This window comes from Serratia fonticola (assembly GCF_001006005.1).
Classification (GTDB): domain Bacteria; phylum Pseudomonadota; class Gammaproteobacteria; order Enterobacterales; family Enterobacteriaceae; genus Chania; species Chania fonticola.
The window spans coordinates 5,007,884-5,028,508 of record NZ_CP011254.1; the positions used below are offsets into that span (position 1 = coordinate 5,007,884).

The 20,625-nt window shown below is 52.9% G+C and carries 16 protein-coding genes; 5 read left to right on the forward strand and 11 right to left on the reverse strand.

Annotated features, from left to right (window positions below; all coding sequences use genetic code 11):
• Window positions 1-56: 56 nt before the first annotated feature.
• The gene (locus WN53_RS22175; RefSeq protein WP_024486856.1) at window positions 57-614 is read right to left on the reverse strand and encodes a TetR/AcrR family transcriptional regulator; all 558 of its coding nucleotides are present in this window, start codon (window positions 612-614) and stop codon (window positions 57-59) included.
• 121 nt (window positions 615-735) lie between these two features.
• On the opposite strand from WN53_RS22175, the gene WN53_RS22180 reads away from it, so the two are divergent.
• Window positions 736-2,220 carry an MFS transporter gene (locus WN53_RS22180; RefSeq protein WP_046808293.1) on the forward strand — a complete coding sequence of 495 codons (1,485 nt, stop codon included), beginning with the start codon at window positions 736-738 and terminating at the stop codon, window positions 2,218-2,220.
• 109 nt (window positions 2,221-2,329) lie between these two features.
• Here WN53_RS22180 and ltrA read toward each other — a convergent pair whose 3' ends face one another.
• Complete coding sequence (gene ltrA, locus WN53_RS22185; protein ID WP_024487021.1) at window positions 2,330-3,682, reverse strand: group II intron reverse transcriptase/maturase; 1,353 nt, start codon at window positions 3,680-3,682, stop codon at window positions 2,330-2,332.
• A 604-nt stretch (window positions 3,683-4,286) separates the two neighbouring features.
• On the opposite strand from ltrA, the gene WN53_RS22190 reads away from it, so the two are divergent.
• On the forward strand, window positions 4,287-4,778 hold the full coding sequence (locus WN53_RS22190) for a Dps family protein (RefSeq protein WP_021181236.1): 492 nt from the start codon (window positions 4,287-4,289) through the stop codon (window positions 4,776-4,778).
• A 48-nt stretch (window positions 4,779-4,826) separates the two neighbouring features.
• Here the strand turns inward: WN53_RS22190 and WN53_RS27680 are convergent, their stop codons facing one another.
• Window positions 4,827-5,003, reverse strand: a complete 177-nt coding sequence (locus tag WN53_RS27680; protein ID WP_004945296.1) for a YciY family protein — start codon at window positions 5,001-5,003, stop codon at window positions 4,827-4,829.
• A 236-nt stretch (window positions 5,004-5,239) separates the two neighbouring features.
• Here WN53_RS27680 and cls point away from each other — a divergent pair, with 236 nt between their 5' ends.
• Complete coding sequence (cls, locus tag WN53_RS22195; RefSeq protein WP_024487022.1) at window positions 5,240-6,700, forward strand: cardiolipin synthase; 1,461 nt, start codon at window positions 5,240-5,242, stop codon at window positions 6,698-6,700.
• Window positions 6,701-6,756: 56 nt separating this feature from the next.
• The gene (locus WN53_RS22200; RefSeq protein WP_021181235.1) at window positions 6,757-7,080 is read left to right on the forward strand and encodes an HI1450 family dsDNA-mimic protein; all 324 of its coding nucleotides are present in this window, start codon (window positions 6,757-6,759) and stop codon (window positions 7,078-7,080) included.
• 61 nt (window positions 7,081-7,141) lie between these two features.
• Here WN53_RS22200 and oppF read toward each other — a convergent pair whose 3' ends face one another.
• The 7 genes from oppF to WN53_RS22235 all read right to left on the reverse strand — a co-directional run bounded on the left by oppF (window position 7,142) and on the right by WN53_RS22235 (window position 15,818).
• Complete coding sequence (gene oppF / locus WN53_RS22205) at window positions 7,142-8,140, reverse strand: murein tripeptide/oligopeptide ABC transporter ATP binding protein OppF (protein ID WP_046808294.1); 999 nt, start codon at window positions 8,138-8,140, stop codon at window positions 7,142-7,144.
• Window positions 8,137-9,129, reverse strand: coding sequence for an ABC transporter ATP-binding protein (oppD, locus tag WN53_RS22210; RefSeq protein WP_046808295.1), 993 nt, complete (start codon window positions 9,127-9,129; stop codon window positions 8,137-8,139). Before oppD ends, oppF begins: the two co-directional genes overlap by 4 nt.
• 11 nt (window positions 9,130-9,140) lie before the next feature.
• Window positions 9,141-10,046, reverse strand: a complete 906-nt coding sequence (gene oppC / locus WN53_RS22215) for an oligopeptide ABC transporter permease OppC (RefSeq protein ID WP_021181232.1) — start codon at window positions 10,044-10,046, stop codon at window positions 9,141-9,143.
• A gap of 15 nt (window positions 10,047-10,061) precedes the next feature.
• Window positions 10,062-10,982, reverse strand: coding sequence for an oligopeptide ABC transporter permease OppB (gene oppB / locus WN53_RS22220; protein ID WP_021181231.1), 921 nt, complete (start codon window positions 10,980-10,982; stop codon window positions 10,062-10,064).
• An 82-nt stretch (window positions 10,983-11,064) separates the two neighbouring features.
• Complete coding sequence (gene oppA, locus WN53_RS22225; RefSeq protein ID WP_024486728.1) at window positions 11,065-12,702, reverse strand: oligopeptide ABC transporter substrate-binding protein OppA; 1,638 nt, start codon at window positions 12,700-12,702, stop codon at window positions 11,065-11,067.
• A gap of 153 nt (window positions 12,703-12,855) precedes the next feature.
• A complete protein-coding gene (locus WN53_RS22230; protein ID WP_024486729.1) occupies window positions 12,856-14,493 on the reverse strand; it encodes an ABC transporter substrate-binding protein in 1,638 nt (545 codons plus the stop codon).
• A gap of 680 nt (window positions 14,494-15,173) precedes the next feature.
• A complete protein-coding gene (locus WN53_RS22235; protein WP_021181228.1) occupies window positions 15,174-15,818 on the reverse strand; it encodes a YchE family NAAT transporter in 645 nt (214 codons plus the stop codon).
• A gap of 519 nt (window positions 15,819-16,337) precedes the next feature.
• On the opposite strand from WN53_RS22235, the gene adhE reads away from it, so the two are divergent.
• Window positions 16,338-19,013, forward strand: a complete 2,676-nt coding sequence (adhE, locus tag WN53_RS22240) for a bifunctional acetaldehyde-CoA/alcohol dehydrogenase (RefSeq protein ID WP_046808296.1) — start codon at window positions 16,338-16,340, stop codon at window positions 19,011-19,013.
• Between the two features lie 164 nt (window positions 19,014-19,177).
• Here the strand turns inward: adhE and WN53_RS22245 are convergent, their stop codons facing one another.
• On the reverse strand, window positions 19,178-19,762 hold the full coding sequence (locus WN53_RS22245; protein ID WP_024486695.1) for a thymidine kinase: 585 nt from the start codon (window positions 19,760-19,762) through the stop codon (window positions 19,178-19,180).
• Window positions 19,763-20,625: the final 863 nt, after the last annotated feature.

Consider the following 20,625-nt stretch of genomic DNA (forward strand, 5'->3'; position numbering starts at 1 on the left):
TTATTCGCTAAACATACTCGCCACGCGGAGCGATCGCCATCTATCAGTGTGATAGGTCAACCATTGCGAGCCGTATCGGTAAGAACCCACTTTTGCAGATCGGTAAACATTGCTTCCCATTCCTGCTGAGTGATATCCATAAAGCCGAAGAACCGCAGCATGAAGGCTCCCTCGGTGGCCAGGAAGGCCAATCGCGCCTTTCTCCCCGCCTCGGTGGTCAGATCCAAACCGGCTATGCGGCTGCGATACCATTCTCGCGTACTGTCCAGGTGTTCTGGCGTCTGAATTAACGTCGCCATCAACCCGGCTGCCTTGGCGCTGGAAGCCTGATCCGAACTGCGGGTAGCCTGCATATGCGCCTGGACGATGGTTAACGGGTCCGGATCGCTGCCCGCGATATCGTCAAACACCTGCTCATAAACCTTGCCCCAACGGTCAAACATCGCATCGATGAGCGCATCTTTGCTACCAAAGCAATATTGCACTCCCCCCTTGGAGATCCCCATGGCTTTGGCCACCGAATCGATGGTTAACCCTGCCGCACCTTGGGTCGCCACAATCTCTTCTGCGGTATCCAGCACCTTGTCACGATCGATACTCCGTTGACGCCCCATTGAGAAAGCCCCTTTTCAATACGTACGTATGGATTTATATTATAGCAGTATACCACCGGTGCTTCCGGGTGGTTACCGTAAGGTGACGCAGCCGCGTCATCGGTTTACTAGGATACTCTTTATGCACGCCCAAAACCGCTGGTTGATCCTGGCAATGATCTCCAGTGCGCTATTTTTAATCATTACCGATATGACGGTGCTTTACACCGCGTTGCCGCGCCTGACCCAGGCATTGGATGCCACAGCCTCACAAAAACTGTGGATCGTTAACGCCTACCCGTTGGTGGTTGCTGGCCTACTTCCCGGCGCTGGCATGTTAAGCGACCGTCTTGGCCACAAGAAAATGTTTATCGCCGGTTTGCCGGTCTTTGCCTTGGCCTCACTGTGCGCCGCGTTCTCCCCCAGTGCCGAGCTGCTGATTGCATCACGCGCTTTCCTGGCCATCGGGGCCGCGATGATGATGCCGGCCACGCTATCCATCGTGCGCCACGTCTTTACCGATGAGCGTGAACGTGCGCTGGCGATTGGCATCTGGGCCGCTGTGGCCTCCGGTGCCGCCGCGCTTGGCCCGGTGGTAGGCGGCGTTCTCCTGTCCTATTTCTGGTGGGGCTCGGTATTTTTGATCAACGTGCCGGTGGTGATGCTGGTTCTGCCGCTGGCGGTCTATCTGATCCCTCGTTGCGGTGGAGACAGTCAACGCCCCTGCGACTTTATCAGCTCGCTACAGATCATGTTCGGCCTGGTGGCGTCGATCTATGCGCTGAAAGAGCTGAGCAAACCCGCGTTCTCCCTGAGTGACTTCGCCATTGCGGCGGCGCTCGGTACGCTGTTCCTGACCCTGTTTGTCCGCCGTCAGCAGCGGGCGCAATACCCCATGATCGATTTCTCACTGTTCCGCAATCGCCTGTTTGCCAGTGGTGTCGGTGTGGCGATCGTTTCAATGATCGCGCTGATCGGGATCGAACTGGTGTTAAGCCAGCGCTTACAGTTGGTGCTCGGCATGACGCCGCTGCTGGCCGCATTGTTTATTTTACCCATTCCGGTAGCCTCTGCCCTGGCTGGCCCGTTGGCCGGAGCTTTGCTACCTCGTTATGGCGAACGCTACATGCTGGTGGGCGGATTTATTCTCACCGCCTTAGGCATCGCCGGTGTCGCCCTGTGGTATCAAGGCAACGTCATTATGCAGTTGGTCTGCCTGTTTGTGGTGGGCTTTGGCCTCGGTGGTGCCATCACCGCTGCCTCAACGGCCATTATGCTCAACGCCCCCGAAGACAAGGCGGGCATGGTCGCCGCTATTGAAGACGTCTCATGGGAGTTGGGTGGCGTGTTAGGCGTCACGCTGCTGGGGGGGTTGATGACGGCGGTTTATAGCCACAGCCTGGTATTGCCTGCCAATCTGCCCGTAGGCGATCTCGCTTATGACAGCATTGATGAGGCGTTACGATTAGCCGGAAATATGGGCGCGGACAGCGCAGAAAGGCTGATTCAGTTGGCTAGAGGCGCCTTCGACCAGGCCTTTATTGCCGTGCTGATCGCCGCCGCATTGCTCACCAGCCTGAGCGCCGGTGTGCTAAAATTTGCCTTGCGCAAAAGGGCGCAGGTGTAATTTAATCGATGAAATCGGGATAGGGGCTGACCTCACGATCAGCCTCCTCCCACACCACCGTACATACGGGTCCGTATACGGCGGTTCGGTTATGTTTATCGCCGCCTGCTTACAGTTCTGGCAGGCCCAGTTTGATGAACAGCTGGTTGGGAAGGGCTATGCTCAGCGCCGGGCTATTACTTATCCGCCACTGTTTATGGCTGCTTCCCACCGTCCGCGCCGCCAGGTCTTTCCTTACATCCCGCCGCCGCAGCTCTTTATAACGCTTGCTGCCTGTTTTCCACTGTTTCCAGAGTACACTTCGCAGCCTGCGTCTTATCCATCCGTTCAGCTCTCGCATTATCGACGGCCACTCGTTCATCCCGTAGTAACTTTTCCATCCCATCAGATACCGCTTTAATGGCTGGATTAGCTGCTCAAGACTTCTCCCTGTGTTGCGCCCCGTCAGTTCCCTTACCCGCACTTTGAACCGTTTCACTGCGTCCGGCGACACCACGCACCTGACCTTTCTGCCCCTTCTGAAGCTGTAACCCAGGAACTTACGCGTTTCCGGCTGCGCTACCGCGCTCTTCTTCGCGTTCACCTTCAGTTTCAGTTTTCGGCTCAGCCAATGTGTCAGCCCCTCCATCACACGGCGGCCTGCCCGTTCGCTTTTCACGTAGATATTGCAGTCATCTGCGTAACGCACGAACTTCAGGCCACGTTTCTCCAGTTCCTTATCGAAGTCGTCCAGTAGCACATTCGATAACAACGGCGACAGTGGGCCGCCCTGCGGCGTCCCTTCTGTCACCGGCCTTACCAGACCGGCCTCCATCACACCTGCGTTCAGGAACCGGCGGATAAGTGACAGCGCCCGTTTATCCGTTACCCGTTTCGCTATCCGGCTCATCAGCACGTCGTGATTTACCCGATCAAAGAACTTCTCCAGATCGAGATCGACTACCCAGTGATACCCAGAACCGATATAGTCCTGAGCCTGTTTCACTGCCTGATGGGCCGAGCGTCCGGGCCGGAACCCATAGCTGTTATCGCTGAACGACGCATCCCACTGCCGTTGCAGTTCCTGCATCACCGCCTGCTGGATAAAGCGATCGACTACCGTCGGGATACCCAACAGGCGTTCGCCGCCCCCGGGTTTCGGGATGCTCACTCTTCTCACAGGGGATGGGCAGTAACTGCCGGACAGCAGTTGCGCTTTCAGTTCCGGCCAGTGGCGTTTCAGGTAGTCCGGCAGATCGCTTACGCTCATGCCGTCACTTCCCGCCGCACCTTTATTGGCTTTCACTCTTTTCAGGGCTTGCTTGAGATTGACGGGTTCACAGATGGCTTCCATCAGCCATTCTGCTGACGACGGACTTTCTCTGGTCGTCGGTGCCTGTACGGTTTCAGCCCCCTGAGAGCCGACGTTCGGGGCTTCACCCCGTCTTTCTGCTTCAGGGCCGCGATGCGTTTTCTGCTGCATGACCGTTCAGAACCTCCGCTGATACTTGTCACTCATTACCGTTCGGGCCTTCGGACAGTCCTGTCCTACTATGCCCTCTGCTGACTCCTGTCCGCCGATCAGCGCACCTTACGGTGCGCTCAGTTCTGAATGCAGAACGCCGGACAGGCCTCCCGGGGTAAGCTCAGCCGCTTTCACCACACACCTGCCAGATCTACCCCCCCGACTCTTGATGGTTATGGCCTTTGCAATCAAACGCTTGCTCCGCCAGCCGGGTAGGCCTCATATCTGATTTCTGTTCGTCAGGTCATGGTTTTGCTCCACGCTTCCTTCAGACCCCGCCTCACGACGACGCCCTTGCGCTTCACTAGTCCTTCGCCACCATCAGGCTGGACAGGGGACTTTCACCCCCGAGCTGCTGAGCATGCCCGGCACACGTTAAGTGGGCGCAGCATGCAGCGCCCCTACCCGATTAGCCAATTGATGAATGTAAGCACGGGTAAATTGGTTTGAACGATTGAATTGATGCTTAGTAGCAACTTTAACCTTATGATAGATCCGGTTAACCTGTTTTGTATGGATATCAATCTAGATAATCGAAACAAATAATCAGGAGAAGATTATTATGGCAACGGCAAAGAAAGCGACCAAGACTCATATCGGCCTGGACACCAAACAATCAGCAAAACTCTCTGAAGCACTGAACGCCCTACTGGCTAACTACCAAGTGTTGTATATGAACGTGCGTGGCTACCATTGGAATATTTCCGGCCCGCACTTCTTTGAACTGCACGTCAAGTTTGAAGAAACCTACAATGACCTGCTGACCAAGGTAGATGAACTGGCAGAGCGTATTCTGACTCTGGGTTCACAGCCTCGCCACGCCTTCAGTGACTATCTGAAAACGGCGGATATCAAGGAAGACACCAATGTCACCGACGATAAAGGCACCCTGCGCGGCTTGCTGGAAGGTTACGCCATTTTGTTGCAACAGCAGCGCGAACTGCTGACGCTGGCCGCAGAGGCCGGTGATGAGGGTACCTCTTCGCTGATGAGTGATTACATCAAAGAGCAGGAAAAACAGGTGTGGATGTTGAACGCCTATCTGGGTAAATAACCCAGGTCCAGCCAATAGCAGAACAGCCCATAACGGGCTGTTCTTGTTTTACCACTCGTAAGCCACAACGAACAATAAGGCTCTGCGGTGTTGATCGTCCAAACGACGGCGAACACGAATGATATGCCGATTGCTGCACGACTGGCGCTCCAGCCAACGGTGCCTGCGCCGCTGGCTCTGCCGTAACATCCTCCAGCGGCCCACTTCATTTCTACTGCGTCTCATTTTACGTTACCCATCAATGCCAACCGCGGGCATTATAGCCCTTTCAACGCGCGATCCAAGTCGTGCGTTCACTGCCGTCACCCTCTCACAGGCGACAAAAAGTACGGTTTTTATTTTCAGCAAGTCCCTTTAGTCAATCATTTTTATGTAACTTAACTACCGAGAAAAGGTTTCACCTTTGTTGTTCTGTGCGTACACTCATTATTGGTGGCTTACGAACGGAAATTTTTGCCTTTATGACAACCTTTTATACCGTAATTAGTTGGCTCTTGGTGTTTGGCTATTGGCTGCTTATCGCCGGGGTCACATTGCGTATTCTGATGAAACGACGCACCGTGCCTTCGGCCATGGCCTGGCTGCTGGTGATCTATATTCTGCCCTTGGTCGGTATCGTTGCTTATTTATCCTTTGGTGAACTGCACCTCGGCAAACGCCGCGCAGAGAGAGCCAAGGCTATGTGGCCCTCAACCGCTCGCTGGCTGAATGAGCTTAAAGGAAGTAGCCGGATTTTTGCTACCGAGTACAGTGAAGTGGCCCGCCCGCTGTTCCAGCTTTGCCACCACCGCCAGGGCATCGATGGCGTCAAAGGCAACCAGCTACAGCTGCTGACGACCACCGATTCAACGATGAATGCCCTGGTGCGGGATATCGAACTGGCACGCCATAATATCGAGATGGTGTTTTATATCTGGCAGCCCGGTGGGCTGGTCGATCAGGTCGCCGAATCATTGATGGCCGCCGCACGCCGTGGCGTACATTGCCGTTTGATGCTGGACTCGGCTGGCAGCGTACAGTTCTTCCGCAGCCCTTATCCCAGCATGATGCGTAACGCCGGTATTGAAGTGGTTGAGTCACTCAAGGTGAACCTGTTCCGCGTATTCCTGCGGCGCATGGACCTGAGGCAACATCGCAAAGTGGTGCTGATCGACAATTACATCGCCTACACCGGCAGTATGAATATGGTCGATCCGCGCTTCTTCAAGCAGGATGCCGGGGTGGGTCAATGGATCGACCTGATGGCACGTATGGAAGGCCCAGTGGCAACCACGATGGGTATCGTTTACGCCTGTGACTGGGAGATCGAAACCGGAAAGCGCATTCTACCACCGCCGCCAGACGTGAATATCATGCCGTTTGAACAGGAAAGCGGCCACACCATCCAGGTTATTGCTTCCGGCCCGGGATTCCCGGAAGAGATGATCCATCAGGCGCTGTTGACGGCGGTCTATTCCGCGCGTGAGCAGTTGATCATGACCACCCCCTATCTGGTGCCGAGCGACGATCTGCTGCACGCCATCTGCACGGCAGCGCTGCGTGGCGTTGACGTCAGCATTATCGTTCCGCGCGACAACGACTCAATGATGGTGCGCTGGGCCAGCCGTGCCTTCTTCTCGGAGCTGCTGGAAGCGGGCGTGAAGATTTATCAGTTTGAAGGCGGGCTGTTGCACACCAAGAGCGTGTTGGTCGATGGCCAGCTCAGCCTGGTCGGCACGGTCAATCTGGATATGCGCAGCCTGTGGCTGAACTTTGAAATCACCCTGGTGATTGACGACAGCGGCTTTGGTGCCGATCTAGCCTGTGTGCAAGATGATTACATCGCCCGCTCGCAGCTGTTGGACGCCAAGCAATGGTTGAAGCGCCCGTACTGGCACCGCCTGGTCGAACGCCTGTTTTACTTTTTCAGCCCGTTGCTGTAAAAGCGGCAACGAGCATGGTTTAATAACCTCAAATCATTTGTTATCAGGATTTTTATATGGACTTGAATAATCGCCTTACCGAAGATGAAACGCTGGAACAAGCCTACGACATCTTCCTTGAGCTGGCTGGCGACAATCTGGATCCCGCGGATATTCTGCTGTTCAATTTACAGTTTGAAGAGCGCGGTGGTGCCGAGCTGTACGATCCGGCAGAGGACTGGCAGGAACACGTGGATTACGATCTGAATCCGGACTTCTTTGCCGAGGTGGTGATCGGCCTGGCGGACAGCGATGGCGAGCCTATCAACGATGTCTTTGCCCGCGTGCTGATCTGCCGCGAGAAAGATAACAAGCTGTGCCACATTTTGTGGAAAGAATAAGCCGGTTAACGGTATAAAAAAACCTGCCAGATGGCAGGTTTTTTTATTGTTAATCAACACATTATAACGGATCAACTTTCAGGCACGATACCGCATGTCGGAAGCTGCCTTCCAGCAATGGGCGCGTTTTAGCGCATTCCGGCCCGGCAATCGGGCAACGGGTGCGGAACACACAGCCCGAAGGCGGATTGATCGGCGATGGCAATTCCCCTTCCAGCAGTTGGATCTGCTTTTCCTTCTCCTTGTCAGGATCCGGCACCGGAACCGCCGACATCAGCGCCTTGGTATACGGATGCTGCGGGTTATGATAGACCTCATCATAGGTTCCCAGTTCCACCGCATGGCCCAGATACATCACCAGCACCCGATCGGATATGTGTTTAACCACCGCCAGATCGTGGGCGATAAAGATTAACGATAACCCCATCTCACGCTGCAACTGCTGCAACAGATTCACCACCTGCGCCTGGATAGACACGTCCAAGGCGGAGACCGGCTCATCACAAATCACCAGTTTCGGCTCCAGGATCAAGGCGCGGGCGATACCGATACGCTGACACTGCCCGCCGGAGAATTCATGCGGATAACGGTTGATCAGGTTCGGCAACAGGCCCACCTTCAACATCATCGCTTTGACCTTATCCTTCACTTCCTGGCGCGGCATTTTCGGATTGTAGGTACGCAGCGGTTCGGCGATGATCTCACCGATGGTCATACGCGGGTTCAGCGAGGCCAGCGGATCCTGGAAAATCATCTGAATATCGCTGCGCGTCTTGCGCCAATCGGCATCATTCATGCCCAGCAGATCTTTGCCCAACCAGGCAACGCGGCCACTGGTCGCCTTCACCAGGCCGATAATTGCCCGTGCGAAGGTGGATTTACCGCAGCCTGACTCCCCTACCACCCCTAGCGTTTCGCCTTCAAACAGGCGCACGGTGACACCGTCCACCGCTTTCAGCGTTTTCGGTGCCTGCCAGAACCACTGCTTGTCATCATGAATATCAAAGTGAACTTTCAGGTCTGCGACTTCCAGCAGCACTCTTTTATCGGTTGCGGTCATACCAACGCCTCCACCGGCTTGAAACAGGCGCGCAGGCGCCCCTCACCAAACTGCTCCAATGGCGGAGCACTCGCGCACTGTTCCATCGCATACGGACAACGCGGTTGGAACGGACAGCCCTTTGGCAAACGCAGCAGGTTCGGCGGGTTACCAGGGATGGTCATCAACGCGTCACCTTCGGCATCCAGACGCGGCACCGCATTGAGCAGCCCGATAGAATATGGGTGGCTCGGATGATAAAACACATCGCGGGCGCTGCCGTATTCCATGGTGCGGCCTGCGTACATCACCAAGACCTTGTTACAGATCCCGGCAACCACGCCCAAATCATGGGTGATCATGATGATCGCCGTATTGAACTCACGCTTCAGTTCGTTAAGCAGCGTCATGATCTGTGCCTGCACGGTAACGTCCAGCGCGGTGGTTGGCTCATCGGCAATCAACAGCTTTGGCCGACACAGCAACGCCATGGCGATCATCACGCGTTGGCGCATCCCGCCGGAAAACTCATGCGGATACATACGCATACGCTTACGGGCTTCCGGCATTTTGACCGCATCCAGCATGCGGACCGACTCTTCAAACGCCTCGCTTTTGCTCATTTTTTTATGCAGCATCAGCACTTCCATCAACTGCTCGCCAACCCGCATATAAGGGTTCAATGAGGTCATAGGGTCCTGGAAGATCATCGAGATCTCTTCGGCCCGCAGCTTGTTGAGCTGGCTTTCTGGCAGGTTGAGAATTTCACGGCCGTTGAATTTTGCCGAGCCGCCGATGCGGCCATTGCTAGCTAGCAGGCCCATCAACGCAAATGCCGTCTGTGACTTGCCGGAACCTGACTCCCCGACGATGCCCAAGGTTTCACCCGCGCGCAGATCGAAGTTGAGATCGTTCACCGCGGTAACATCGCCGTCTGGCGTACCGAACGTCACACGCAGATCTTTGACGTCCAGCAGCAGCCCGGTTTGTGGTTGAGAATTAATGCTCATGGTTGCACTCCTTAACGATCTTTCGGGTCGAGGGCATCACGCAGGCCATCGCCGATAAAGTTGAAACAAAACAGAGTGATAACCAGGAAACAGGCTGGGAACAGCAGCAACCACGGTGATACTTCCATCGAGTTGGCACCATCGCTCAACAATGCGCCCCAACTGCTCAACGGCTCCTGAGTTCCCAGCCCCAGGAAGCTGAGGAAGGATTCAAACAGGATCATGCTCGGCACCAGCAGCGAGGCGTATACCACCACCACGCCCAGTACGTTCGGCACGATATGCCGCAGGACGATATTGCGAGTCGATACGCCGCACACCAGCGCCGCTTCGATAAACTCTTTACGTTTCAGGCTGAGCGTCTGCCCGCGCACAATACGTGCCATATCCAGCCACGACACCATGCCGATCGCCACAAAGATCAGCAGGATGTTTTGCCCAAAGAAGGTCACCAGCAGGATCACAAAGAACATGAACGGGAAGGAGTTCAGAATCTCCAGCAAACGCATCATCACCGAGTCGGTCTTGCCGCCCAGATAGCCAGAAAGTGAACCGTACAAAGTACCCAAGACCACGGCCACCAGCGCCGCAGCGACCCCCACCATCAGCGAGATTCGCCCACCAATGGCCACGCGTACCAGCAAGTCACGCCCTGAGGAGTCGGTACCGAAATAGTGCCCGGACTCTAGGTTAGGCGCGGCTGACATCATTGCCCAATCGGTGTCATCATAAGCAAACTGCGACAGCCAGGGGGCACAGATCACAAACAGGGTGATCAGCGCTAACACAAACAGGCTGGTCACCGCCGCACGGTTGTGCATAAAGCGGCGGCGAGCGTCCTGCCACAGACTGCGCCCTTCAACTTCCAGCTGTTCGCTGAAGTTTTCCAGAGCTTCGCTGTTCTTTTTCGTCAACATCTTGCGTGCTCCAGCTTAGTAACGGATTTTCGGATCGATCACGGCATACAGCACGTCGACGATCGCGTTAAACAGGATGGTCAAGCCGCCAACCAGAATGGTCAGGCTCAACACCAGCGAATAGTCACGGTTCAATGCACCGTTAACGAACAGCTGGCCAATTCCTGGCAGGCCGTAAATAGTCTCAATCACCATCGAACCGGTGATAATCCCAACAAACGCTGGCCCCATATACGACAGCACCGGCAGCAACGCAGGTTTTAATGCGTGGCGCAGAATGATGCGGCGCATCGGCAAACCTTTGGCACGGGCGGTACGGATAAAGTTGGAGTGCAACACCTCAATCATCGAGCCACGGGTAATACGCGCGATGCTGGCGATATAGGCCAAAGACAGCGCCACCATCGGCAGGATCATGAACTTCAGCGCCCCACCGTTCCAGCCTCCACCGGGCAACCACTTCAAGGTAATGGCGAAAATCAGCACCAGTAAGGGGGCGACAACAAAGCTGGGGATCACCACACCGGTCATGGCGAACCCCATCACCGTATAGTCCCACTTGGTGTTCTGATTCAACGCGGCAATAACCCCTGCGCTCACTCCCAGCACCACCGCCAGAACAAAAGCGGCAAAACCCAGTTTGGCTGAAACGGGGAACGAGGCCTTGACCAGGTCATTAACCGAATAATCTTTGTATTTGAATGAAGGGCCAAAATCGCCCTGCGACAGCTGCACCAAATAGTGCCCGTACTGTTTCCAGATCGGATCGTTAAGGTGATATTTGGCTTCAATGTTGGCCAACACTTCGGGTGGCAGCGCGCGCTCACCGGTAAACGGGCTGCCGGGTGCGAGGCGCATCATAAAGAAAGAGATGGTGATAAGGATAAATAGTGTCGGGATCGCCTCTAGCAGGCGACGAAAGATAAATTTAAGCATTGCCCTAGCCCTGTGCTTCAGCCTGATAACGGCTTATTGTCTTGAAATGGGCCGGCGACCTGTGCCGCCAGCCCTTGCCGCATCAATGTTTGATGATGTACAGGTTTTTGTCGTAAACGTTATCAAGTGGATCTTTGCCTGAGTAACCACCCACGTAAGGTTTCACCAGGCGAGCATTCACATAGTAATAAAGCGGAACGATAGCAGAGTCTTTATCCAGTTGGACTTCGGCTTTCTGATACAGATCGGCACGCTCTTCTTTGGTTTTCGCCGTCAAGACGTTGCCCATCAGCTTGTCGAATTCTGCGCTCTTATAGTGTGGGGTGTTACTGCTGCTGTCGGACAGCATCATGTTCAGGAAGGAGCTTGGTTCGTTGTAGTCCGCACACCAGCCAGCACGTGACACGTCATAGGTGCCCTGATGGCGGGTATCCAGGAAAGTTTTCCACTCCTGGTTCACCAGCTTCACGTCCACACCCAGGTTTTTCTTCCAGATAGACGCAGCGGCAATGGCCAGCTTCTTGTGCAGATCGGAGGTGTTGTACAGCAGCGAGAAGGTCAGCGGTTTACCCGGGCCATAACCGGCTTCGGCCAGCAGTTTCTTGGCTTCTTCGTTACGCTTTTCCTGCGTCCAGCCAAACCACTCTGGCGGGGTCAACTTGGCACCGTCAGTGTAAGGAGGAGTAAAGCTGTAAGCAGGCAGATCGCCCTGGTTCTTCACCTTGTTGACGATAATGTCGCGATCCATCCCCAGCTTCAGCGCTTCGCGCACGCGAGCATCGGTGAACGGTGCTTTCTGGTTGTTGATTTCATAGTAATAAGTACACAGGTAAGGATCGACGTGCACTTCGTTCGGGATCTCTTTTTTCAGCTTCTGGAACAGTTCGATCGGCATGTTGTTATAGGTCATGTCGATTTCACCGGTGCGGTAGCGGTTAACGTCAGTGACTTCTGAAGCGATCGGCAGGAAGGTGACTTTATTAATGATAGTTTTAGCGTTATCCCAGTATTGCGGGTTGCGTTCCAACACGATACGTTCGTTAACCACCCAGTCTTTCAGCTTGTAGGCGCCGTTGCTGACGTAGTTCTGTGGCAGAGTCCACTTCTCACCAAACTTCTCTACCGCTTCTTTATTCACCGGCTTCATGGCGTAGTGCGGGGTCATTTCTACCAGATACGGCACCGGTTCGGTCAGCGTCACCTGGAAGGTATGATCGTCGATGGCCTTCACGCCCAGCGTCGATTTGTCTTTTTTACCCGCGATGATGTCATCCACGTTTTCCACGTGGGCATACTGTAGATAGCTGGCATAAGGAGAGGCGGTTTTCGGATCGACCAAACGCTGCCAGCTATACACGAAATCTTGTGCCGTTACCGGCTCACCGTTCGACCATTTGGCGTCTTTGCGCAGGTGGAAGGTCCACACTTTAAAATCTTTGTTATCCCAGCTTTCTGCGACACCCGGCACCACAGAACCGTCCAGGCTGTTATTCGCCAGACCTTCAATCAGATCGCGAGTGACGTTGTTTTCAGGCACGCCTTCGATCTTGTGTGGGTCAAGGGATTGTACTTCGGAACCGTTGTTCTTAACGATTTCCTGCTTGTCTGCCAGCTGTACGCCCGCTGGCACATCGGCCGCAAAAGCAGTTCCTGCCGCCGTCAAGCCTAGCGCCGCAATAATGCCTGCTGCCAGCAGGGACTTCTTCGTGATGTTGGTCATGTGTATAAACTCCAGTTTTTATTATCACAACTCCGTCGTGGGAGCTGCGTAGCCCGTTAACCGGGTGGTTGTTACGGCTGGACGCCGTGGAACGAAACGGCGCTGCCTTTCCTGTGTATCACCGGCCACTATCACCGCCGGTGATACCCTTCATTACTGTTTGATGATGTAAAAGTTTTTCACATCGATGTAGTCAAGCGGGTCTTTGCCGGTGAAACCGCCAACCGTAGGTTTGACCAGGCGTGCACTGACCCGATAATAGACCGGGATCAGCGCAGAATCTTTGTCCAGCAAGGTCTCGGCCTGCTGATAAATGGCACTGCGTGCAGTAGCGTCCGATGCTTTCAAGGTGCTGGCCATAAGAGCATCGAAGGCCGGGCTTTTATAGAAGAAGGTGTTATTGCTGCTGTTGGAAAGCAGCATATTCAGAAACGCACTCGGCTCATTGTAATCGCCGCACCAGGTGGCACGGGCCACGTCAAACTGCCCTTCATGACGGCTCTGCAGCGAGGTTTTCCATTCCTGATTTTGCAATGTGACCTGTGCGCCAAGGTTCTTCTTCCACATTGAGGCAGCAGCGATGGCCTGCTGCTTATTTTGATCGGAGGTGTTGTACAACAAGGTAAACTTGAGCGGTTTTTCAGCGGTGAACCCGGCCTGTGCCAGCAGTTTCTTCGCTTCTTCGTTGCGTTTTTCCTGCGTCCACCCAGCCCATTCCGGCTGGCTGAAGTTGCCTCCCTCGGTAAAGGTTGGCGTAAAGCTGTAGGCGGGGATTTGGCCCTGGCCCATGATCTTGTTGGCAATAATATCGCGATCCAGCGTCAATTTGACTGCCGCACGTACGCGCTCGTCGGTGAACGGCGCACGCAGATTGTTGATCTCATAATAGAAGGTGCACAGGTAAGGGTTAACGTGCAGCTGTTCCGGGATCTCGCGCTTCATTTTGGCATACAGATTCGGCGGGATGGCACTGTTGGTGATATCGATTTCACCGCTGCGGTAGCGGTTAATATCGCTGACCTCGGAAGACAACGGCAGGAACGTAGCCTGCTCGATCACCGTCTTGCTGTTATTCCAGTAGCTCGGGTTGCGTTCGAGCACGATACGTTCGTTGACGACCCACTCGGATAAGCGATATGCCCCGTTGCCCACGTAGTTCTGTGGCAGTGTCCACTTATCGCCAAATTTCTCAACCACGGACTGTTTCACCGGTTTCATTGAGGTATGGGAAAGCATGCTGACAAAATAGGGCACCGGCTCGCTGAGCGTCACCTTCAACGTTTTATCATCAATGGCGCTGACGCCAAGGGATTCAGGCGGTTTCTTACCGGCAAGAATAGCGTCAATATTCTCAATTCGGGCGTATTGCAAGTAGCTGGCATAAGGGGAACCGGTCTTGGGATCCGCCAGCCGCTGCCAGCTGTAAACGAAATCCTGCGCGGTCACCGGAGAGCCATCACTCCATACTGCCCCTGGACGCAGGTGGAAGGTCCACGTCTGGTAATCGGTATTTTCCCAGCTTTCCGCCACCGCAGGAGCCAGATGACCATTGGCATCGGTGCTGACCAACCCTTCCAGCAGGTTGAGGATAATATTGCTTTCAGGCGTTCCTTCGACTTTATGCGGATCCAACGAAGCGACTTCTGAACCGTTGTTGATCACCATGCGCTGCAGTGGTGCTAATTGCACACCGGCCGGAACCTCAACGGCCTGCAGGTTTTGGCTGGCGATCATCCCCAACACGGCGGCGATGATAACGGCCAACGGTTGATGCTTCGTGGTTTGCGGCATAGTACAGGCTCCTTTTCGCTGCTAAGCAATAATTGTGAAATAGTTATCAAGCATGCTAAATAAACGGATCCCAGCAAAAATCATTCCTATCTGGCGCGCCAAAGATAAGATTTTTCCTTCTGATAAGTTGCTCGGAAATTAGCAGAAGCAAAAATTCATAGCCAATAATTTTTACAGAAATGTTAAGCATTTCTCTTTTATTATCCCATAGCCCTACAGACACCTAGCCTTCCCACACGCCCAGGGAGAGATTAGCACCATGATTTTATTGGATAAATAACGACTTCACTTTTAACCTTTTCATCCCAGATGAAAAAAACCACTCAAAAGAAACATTCAGTTAACAAAAATGCCGTTCAGAGAATAAACACCTGCCTATGGGTGGTTAATCACTAATAACACCTGTGTGAAACGGAGACAAGCCCTACAGAATGATGTGATTAAATTAACAACAATTTTACCCATTGGGAGACAAAAACCCCCGTCACGCGGATTTTAAAAGTGGAGAAAATAACATCTTGGTGCTTTATCAACCGATAAAGTGAGATTTGTGCCACAGGGTGGGGCAATAGAATGAAAAGCAGGCAGGTTATGCACTTTAATAATGCATCAACTGAGATAATTTGAAAAATTAAAAATAACTTAAGCCGCAAACAGGATTATCCGCGGCTTTATTAGGGTTATAACAACCCAGGGAAAATGGCTTTAATGCCGGTGACAATAAATTCGATCCCCAGCGCCATCAACAATAGCCCCATGATACGGGTAATGACGTTGATGCCGGTTTGCCCCAGCAAACGCACCAGCAGCGGAGCTGCCCGGAACAATAGCCAACAACAGAAAGCGAACAAGGCGATCGCCACGGTAAAACCTAACAGGTTCTGCCAGCTGTGGTAACGAGAGCTCCAGACGATGGTAGAACTGATAGCACCCGGCCCGGCCATCAGCGGCAGCGCCAAGGGAACGACGCCGATGCTTTCACGGATCGCGCTCTCTGATTTTTCCTGCTTGTTCTGTTTGTCTTCACCCAGCTTGCCGCTGATCATCGACATGGCGATGGTCACCACCAGAATGCCGCCGGCAATACGGAAAGAATCGATGGAGATACCAAACATACGCAATATGCCCTCACCCAGGAACAGCGAGGTCCACAAAATAATCGCCACCGACAGGTTAGCCGTCAGGTTGGTTTTGTTACGCCCGACCTCGGCCTGGTAGCTGGTCATGCTGATAAACACCGGCAGAATACCTACCGGGTTGACCAGCGCAAACAGGCCGACAAAGAACTTGATGTAGCCGGAAAAATCCAACAGAGATTGGCCCACGAAAAACTCCGCATAAATAGCTGTAAAAAGAGACACTGCCGATGCGCGCTAATGTAATAGAATTGCGCCAGCTAATCCATCCACCCGGCCAGCATTTTTCCCTACCCCAACAGAATGTTACAAAACAATTCGCTATTGTTAATGCTTTGTGTGCTGCCTGCTGTTATTCAGTATCATCACGGCATGGCCAAACACCTTGTTGATAATTACTCTCAACAAACGCAAGCTGAAAGGTGTCAGCTTGCAATTTTTATGATGTACATCACAAAATATCTACTCAGGAATAGTTAAGCTCTTAGTCGTAGTCAAAAGGGAGTACGAGGTATGGATACCGATTTCTGTCTCGCTTGCCTACTACCAACTTGCACTTGGTAAAGCTCTTTAAGTAAATCAGCAGTATGGGTCGCTAACTGCGGGAAAAGTCTCATGATCTAACAGACGCCTTCCTGACAGATGTCTATACTAGTTCCTCGAACGGCTTATTTACTGAAAGAGTTTAACATTTATCAGGAGAGCATCATGGCTGTAACGAATGTCGCTGAATTGAACGAGCTAGTTGCACGTGTCAAAAAAGCCCAGCGCGAGTATGCCAACTTCTCACAAGAGCAAGTTGATAAGATCTTCCGCGCCGCTGCCCTCGCCGCCGCAGATGCCCGTATTCCTCTGGCTAAACTGGCCGTTGAAGAATCAGGCATGGGTATCGTTGAAGACAAAGTCATCAAAAACCACTTCGCTTCCGAATACATCTATAACGCCTATAAAGACGAAAAGACCTGCGGGATCCTCTCCGAAGATGAAACTTTCGGTACCATTACTATAGCTGAGCCAATTGGTCTGCTGTGCGGTATCGTGCCAACCACCAACCCGACTTCTACCGCAATCTTCAAAGCGCTGATCAGCCTGAAGACCCGTAACGGCATCATTTTCTCCCCGCACCCACGTGCCAAGAACGCCACCAACAAGGCCGCAGATATCGTGCTGCAGGCTGCCATTGCTGCTGGCGCACCGAAAGACATCATCGGTTGGATCGACCAGCCAACGGTAGACCTGTCCAATCAGTTGATGCATCACCCAGACATCAACCTGATCCTGGCAACCGGTGGCCCAGGCATGGTTAAAGCAGCTTACAGCTCAGGTAAACCTGCAATCGGCGTTGGTGCTGGTAACACTCCAGTGGTGGTTGACGAAACTGCCGACATCAAACGCGTAGTCGCTTCTATCCTGATGTCAAAAACCTTCGACAGCGGTGTGATCTGTGCGTCTGAACAGTCCGTGATCGTAGTAGATTCCGCATACGATGCAGTGCGCGCACGCTTCGCTACCCACGGTGGCTACATGCTGCAGGGCAAAGAGCTGAAAGCCGTTCAGGACATCATCCTGAAAAACGGTGGTCTGAACGCCGCTATCGTTGGCCAGTCTGCACCAAAAATCGCTGAAATGGCCGGTATCAAAGTGCCAGCCAACACTAAAATCCTGATCGGTGAAGTGAAACTGGTTGACGAATCTGAGCCGTTTGCTCACGAAAAACTGTCACCTACCCTGGCGATGTACCGTGCCAAAGACTTTGAAGACGCCGTCAGCAAAGCAGAGAAACTGGTCGCCATGGGCGGTATCGGTCACACCTCTTGCCTGTACACCGATCAAGATAACCAGACTGCACGTGTAGAGTATTTTGGCGACAAAATGAAAACCGCACGTATTCTGATTAATACCCCGGCTTCTCAGGGGGGTATCGGTGACCTGTACAACTTTAAACTCGCTCCGTCACTGACGTTGGGCTGCGGTTCCTGGGGTGGTAACTCCATCTCTGAAAACGTCGGTCCAAAACATTTGATCAACAAGAAAACTGTAGCGAAGCGAGCAGAAAACATGTTGTGGCACAAACTTCCGAAATCAATCTACTTCCGCCGTGGCTCACTGCCAATCGCGCTGGAAGAAGTGGCTACCGACGGGGCAAAACGCGCCTTCATCGTTACCGACCGCTACCTGTTCAATAACGGTTATGCCGATCAGATCACCAAAGTTCTGAAATCGCACGGTATTGAAACCGAAGTGTTCTTTGAGGTTGAAGCTGACCCAACGCTGAGCATCGTACGTAAAGGTGCCGAGCAGATGAACTCCTTCAAACCAGACGTGATCATCGCGCTGGGTGGTGGTTCACCAATGGACGCCGCGAAAATCATGTGGGTGCTGTACGAACATCCTGAAACTCACTTCGAAGATCTGGCACTGCGCTTTATGGATATCCGTAAGCGTATCTACAAGTTCCCGAAAATGGGCGTGAAAGCGAAAATGATCGCCGTCACCACCACTTCAGGTACCGGTTCAGAAGTGACTCCGTTTGCCGTTGTGACCGATGATGCCACCGGCCAGAAATACCCACTGGCTGACTATGCTCTGACCCCGGACATGGCGATTGTCGATGCCAACCTGGTGATGAACATGCCTAAATCCCTGTGCGCCTTCGGCGGCCTGGATGCGGTTACTCATGCCCTGGAAGCCTACGTTTCCGTACTGGCCAACGAATATTCAGACGGCCAGGCGCTGCAAGCGCTGAAACTGCTGAAAGAATATCTGCCAGCCAGCTACCATGAAGGGGCGAAAAACCCGGTTGCTCGTGAGCGTGTGCACAACGCCGCTACCATCGCCGGTATCGCGTTTGCCAACGCCTTCCTGGGTGTCTGTCACTCAATGGCCCACAAGCTGGGTTCTGAGTTCCACATCCCGCACGGTCTGGCTAACGCCATGTTGATCTCTAACGTTATCCGTTATAACGCCAACGACAACCCGACCAAGCAGACCGCCTTCAGCCAGTATGACCGTCCTCAGGCACGTCGTCGCTACGCAGAAATCGCAGACCACCTCGGTCTGAGCGCTGCCGGTGACCGTACTGCACAGAAGATCGAAAAACTGCTGAAATGGCTGGACGAAATCAAGGCAGAGTTGGGTATTCCAACCTCGATCCGCGAAGCTGGCGTACAAGAAGCCGACTTCCTGGCCAAGGTCGACAAACTGTCTGAAGATGCGTTTGATGACCAATGTACCGGTGCTAACCCACGTTATCCGCTGATTGCCGAACTCAAGCAAATCTTGATGGATACTTACTACGGTCGCGAATTCAGCGAAGCGACTGAAGAAGAAGTGGTAGTTGCAGCACCTGTTGCAGCCAAAGCGGAAAAAAAGTCCAAGAAATAACCGTTCTCTGAATGGTCAAAACCCGCCGAAAGGCGGGTTTTTTTATGCGTGAGATAAATTGCACTCAATGAGCACCACGCTATTTGGACAGCAATACCAGCCTACCTACAGGGTGGCATCAAAAAAACGCCGCACAAGCCTTCTGCGGCGCTTCTGGCACAATATCACTCTGGAACCTTGATCGCTTCCTTGTAGTGCTTGCGGCATACCGAAACATAGCTTTCGTTACCCCCAATCACCACTTGCTCCCCCATATGCATCGCCTTGCCATCCTCTCCCAGGCGCAGCACCATATTGGCTTTACGCCCGCAATGACAAATGGTCTTCAGTTCGACCAGTTTATCGGCCCAGGCCAGCAGATGATGGCTGCCAACAAACAGTTCCCCAAGAAAATCCGTGCGTAAGCCATAACACAGCACCGGAATATCCAGTTGGTCGACCACCTCGCAAAGTTCTTCAACCTGCTCTTTGGTCAGAAACTGGCTCTCATCCACCAGCACGCAATGCACGGGCTGCTGCTGATGCTCCTGATTAATCATGGCGTACAGTTGAGTGGCGCTATTATAAAGCTGGGCCTGCGACGACAACCCAATCCGCGAACTCACTTTGCCAACGCCGAAGCGGTGGTCGACCTCCGCGGTGAACACCAGCGTGCGCATACCACGTTCTTGATAATTATATGAAGATTGTAACAGCGCCGTCGATTTCCCCGCATTCATAGCGGAATAATAAAAATAAAGCTGAGCCATGTGGCCGCGACTCCAATGGTTTAAAATATATACCCTAAGACTTTCTGGTTGTAGCTGAGCCCCCCGCAGACTCATCCTCTGGTCTTGCTGGCGCGCTTCACTGCGCCCTTGCCAATCAGGGCGAATATATTCCCCCCGGTTGATGAGTCTGTTGCGGTTAACAACGCTGCGGCCTGAGAGACAACGGGTATATACTGTCGGAAGGTGCAGGTTGACAGTGTAGCATAGACCGTGGTCAGACACAGCAAGCGGGCTGACATTATCTTGGCCTAAGAAAATAGCCATAAGCCAAGTTTCATGTGAAACATTTTACATGCGCAGCGGACACTTTTACATCTATTTACAGATTACTGTGGTTTCTCAAGCACAATTAATTATTGTTAATGATTAACTAAATTCATTAATGCTCAAACGGATAAGTCCTGCCAGTGAGCAAACAGCCAGCCCTGCCCCTCCCGACAGCAATGCAATTAAATGTGTTTTGAGCGATGGCTCCCCGGTTAATTGGAACGCTTAACAACTTACTCGCTCCTGACAGACTGTTTTACCGCTATACCCCCATTCTTTACAGTACTAGTCCTTTTGGGGAAGTGATTATGGACACAAATCCTTCCCGATACTGTTATAGAGCATAATTATGTCAAGCGGACCAAAATGACTTTAAGCTCGGCGATTATGCCTTCCGGCTGGACAATTCGGCATAAAAACCGGGGGGGATTAAAGCCTGATTCCCCTATGTTATTAGTCGGACAGTTCTCAATATCGGTTTTTTAAAGATAAATTTAGTCACTCTTTCAATTTGGCTATTGCAGAAAAGAAAGGAGCACTCTATTATTATCGTCACGCCCCCCCACCAATATAAT

Coding starts and splice junctions, on each gene's coding strand:
- WN53_RS22175 (WP_024486856.1), bottom strand. CDS start 614: ATGGGGCGTCAACGGAGTATCGATCGTGACAAGGTGCTGGATACCGCA.
- WN53_RS22180 (WP_046808293.1), top strand. CDS start 736: ATGCACGCCCAAAACCGCTGGTTGATCCTGGCAATGATCTCCAGTGCG.
- ltrA (WP_024487021.1), bottom strand. CDS start 3,682: ATGCAGCAGAAAACGCATCGCGGCCCTGAAGCAGAAAGACGGGGTGAA.
- WN53_RS22190 (WP_021181236.1), top strand. CDS start 4,287: ATGGCAACGGCAAAGAAAGCGACCAAGACTCATATCGGCCTGGACACC.
- WN53_RS27680 (WP_004945296.1), bottom strand. CDS start 5,003: ATGAGACGCAGTAGAAATGAAGTGGGCCGCTGGAGGATGTTACGGCAG.
- cls (WP_024487022.1), top strand. CDS start 5,240: ATGACAACCTTTTATACCGTAATTAGTTGGCTCTTGGTGTTTGGCTAT.
- WN53_RS22200 (WP_021181235.1), top strand. CDS start 6,757: ATGGACTTGAATAATCGCCTTACCGAAGATGAAACGCTGGAACAAGCC.
- oppF (WP_046808294.1), bottom strand. CDS start 8,140: ATGACCGCAACCGATAAAAGAGTGCTGCTGGAAGTCGCAGACCTGAAA.
- oppD (WP_046808295.1), bottom strand. CDS start 9,129: ATGAGCATTAATTCTCAACCACAAACCGGGCTGCTGCTGGACGTCAAA.
- oppC (WP_021181232.1), bottom strand. CDS start 10,046: ATGTTGACGAAAAAGAACAGCGAAGCTCTGGAAAACTTCAGCGAACAG.
- oppB (WP_021181231.1), bottom strand. CDS start 10,982: ATGCTTAAATTTATCTTTCGTCGCCTGCTAGAGGCGATCCCGACACTA.
- oppA (WP_024486728.1), bottom strand. CDS start 12,702: ATGACCAACATCACGAAGAAGTCCCTGCTGGCAGCAGGCATTATTGCG.
- WN53_RS22230 (WP_024486729.1), bottom strand. CDS start 14,493: ATGCCGCAAACCACGAAGCATCAACCGTTGGCCGTTATCATCGCCGCC.
- adhE (WP_046808296.1), top strand. CDS start 16,338: ATGGCTGTAACGAATGTCGCTGAATTGAACGAGCTAGTTGCACGTGTC.
- WN53_RS22245 (WP_024486695.1), bottom strand. CDS start 19,762: ATGGCTCAGCTTTATTTTTATTATTCCGCTATGAATGCGGGGAAATCG.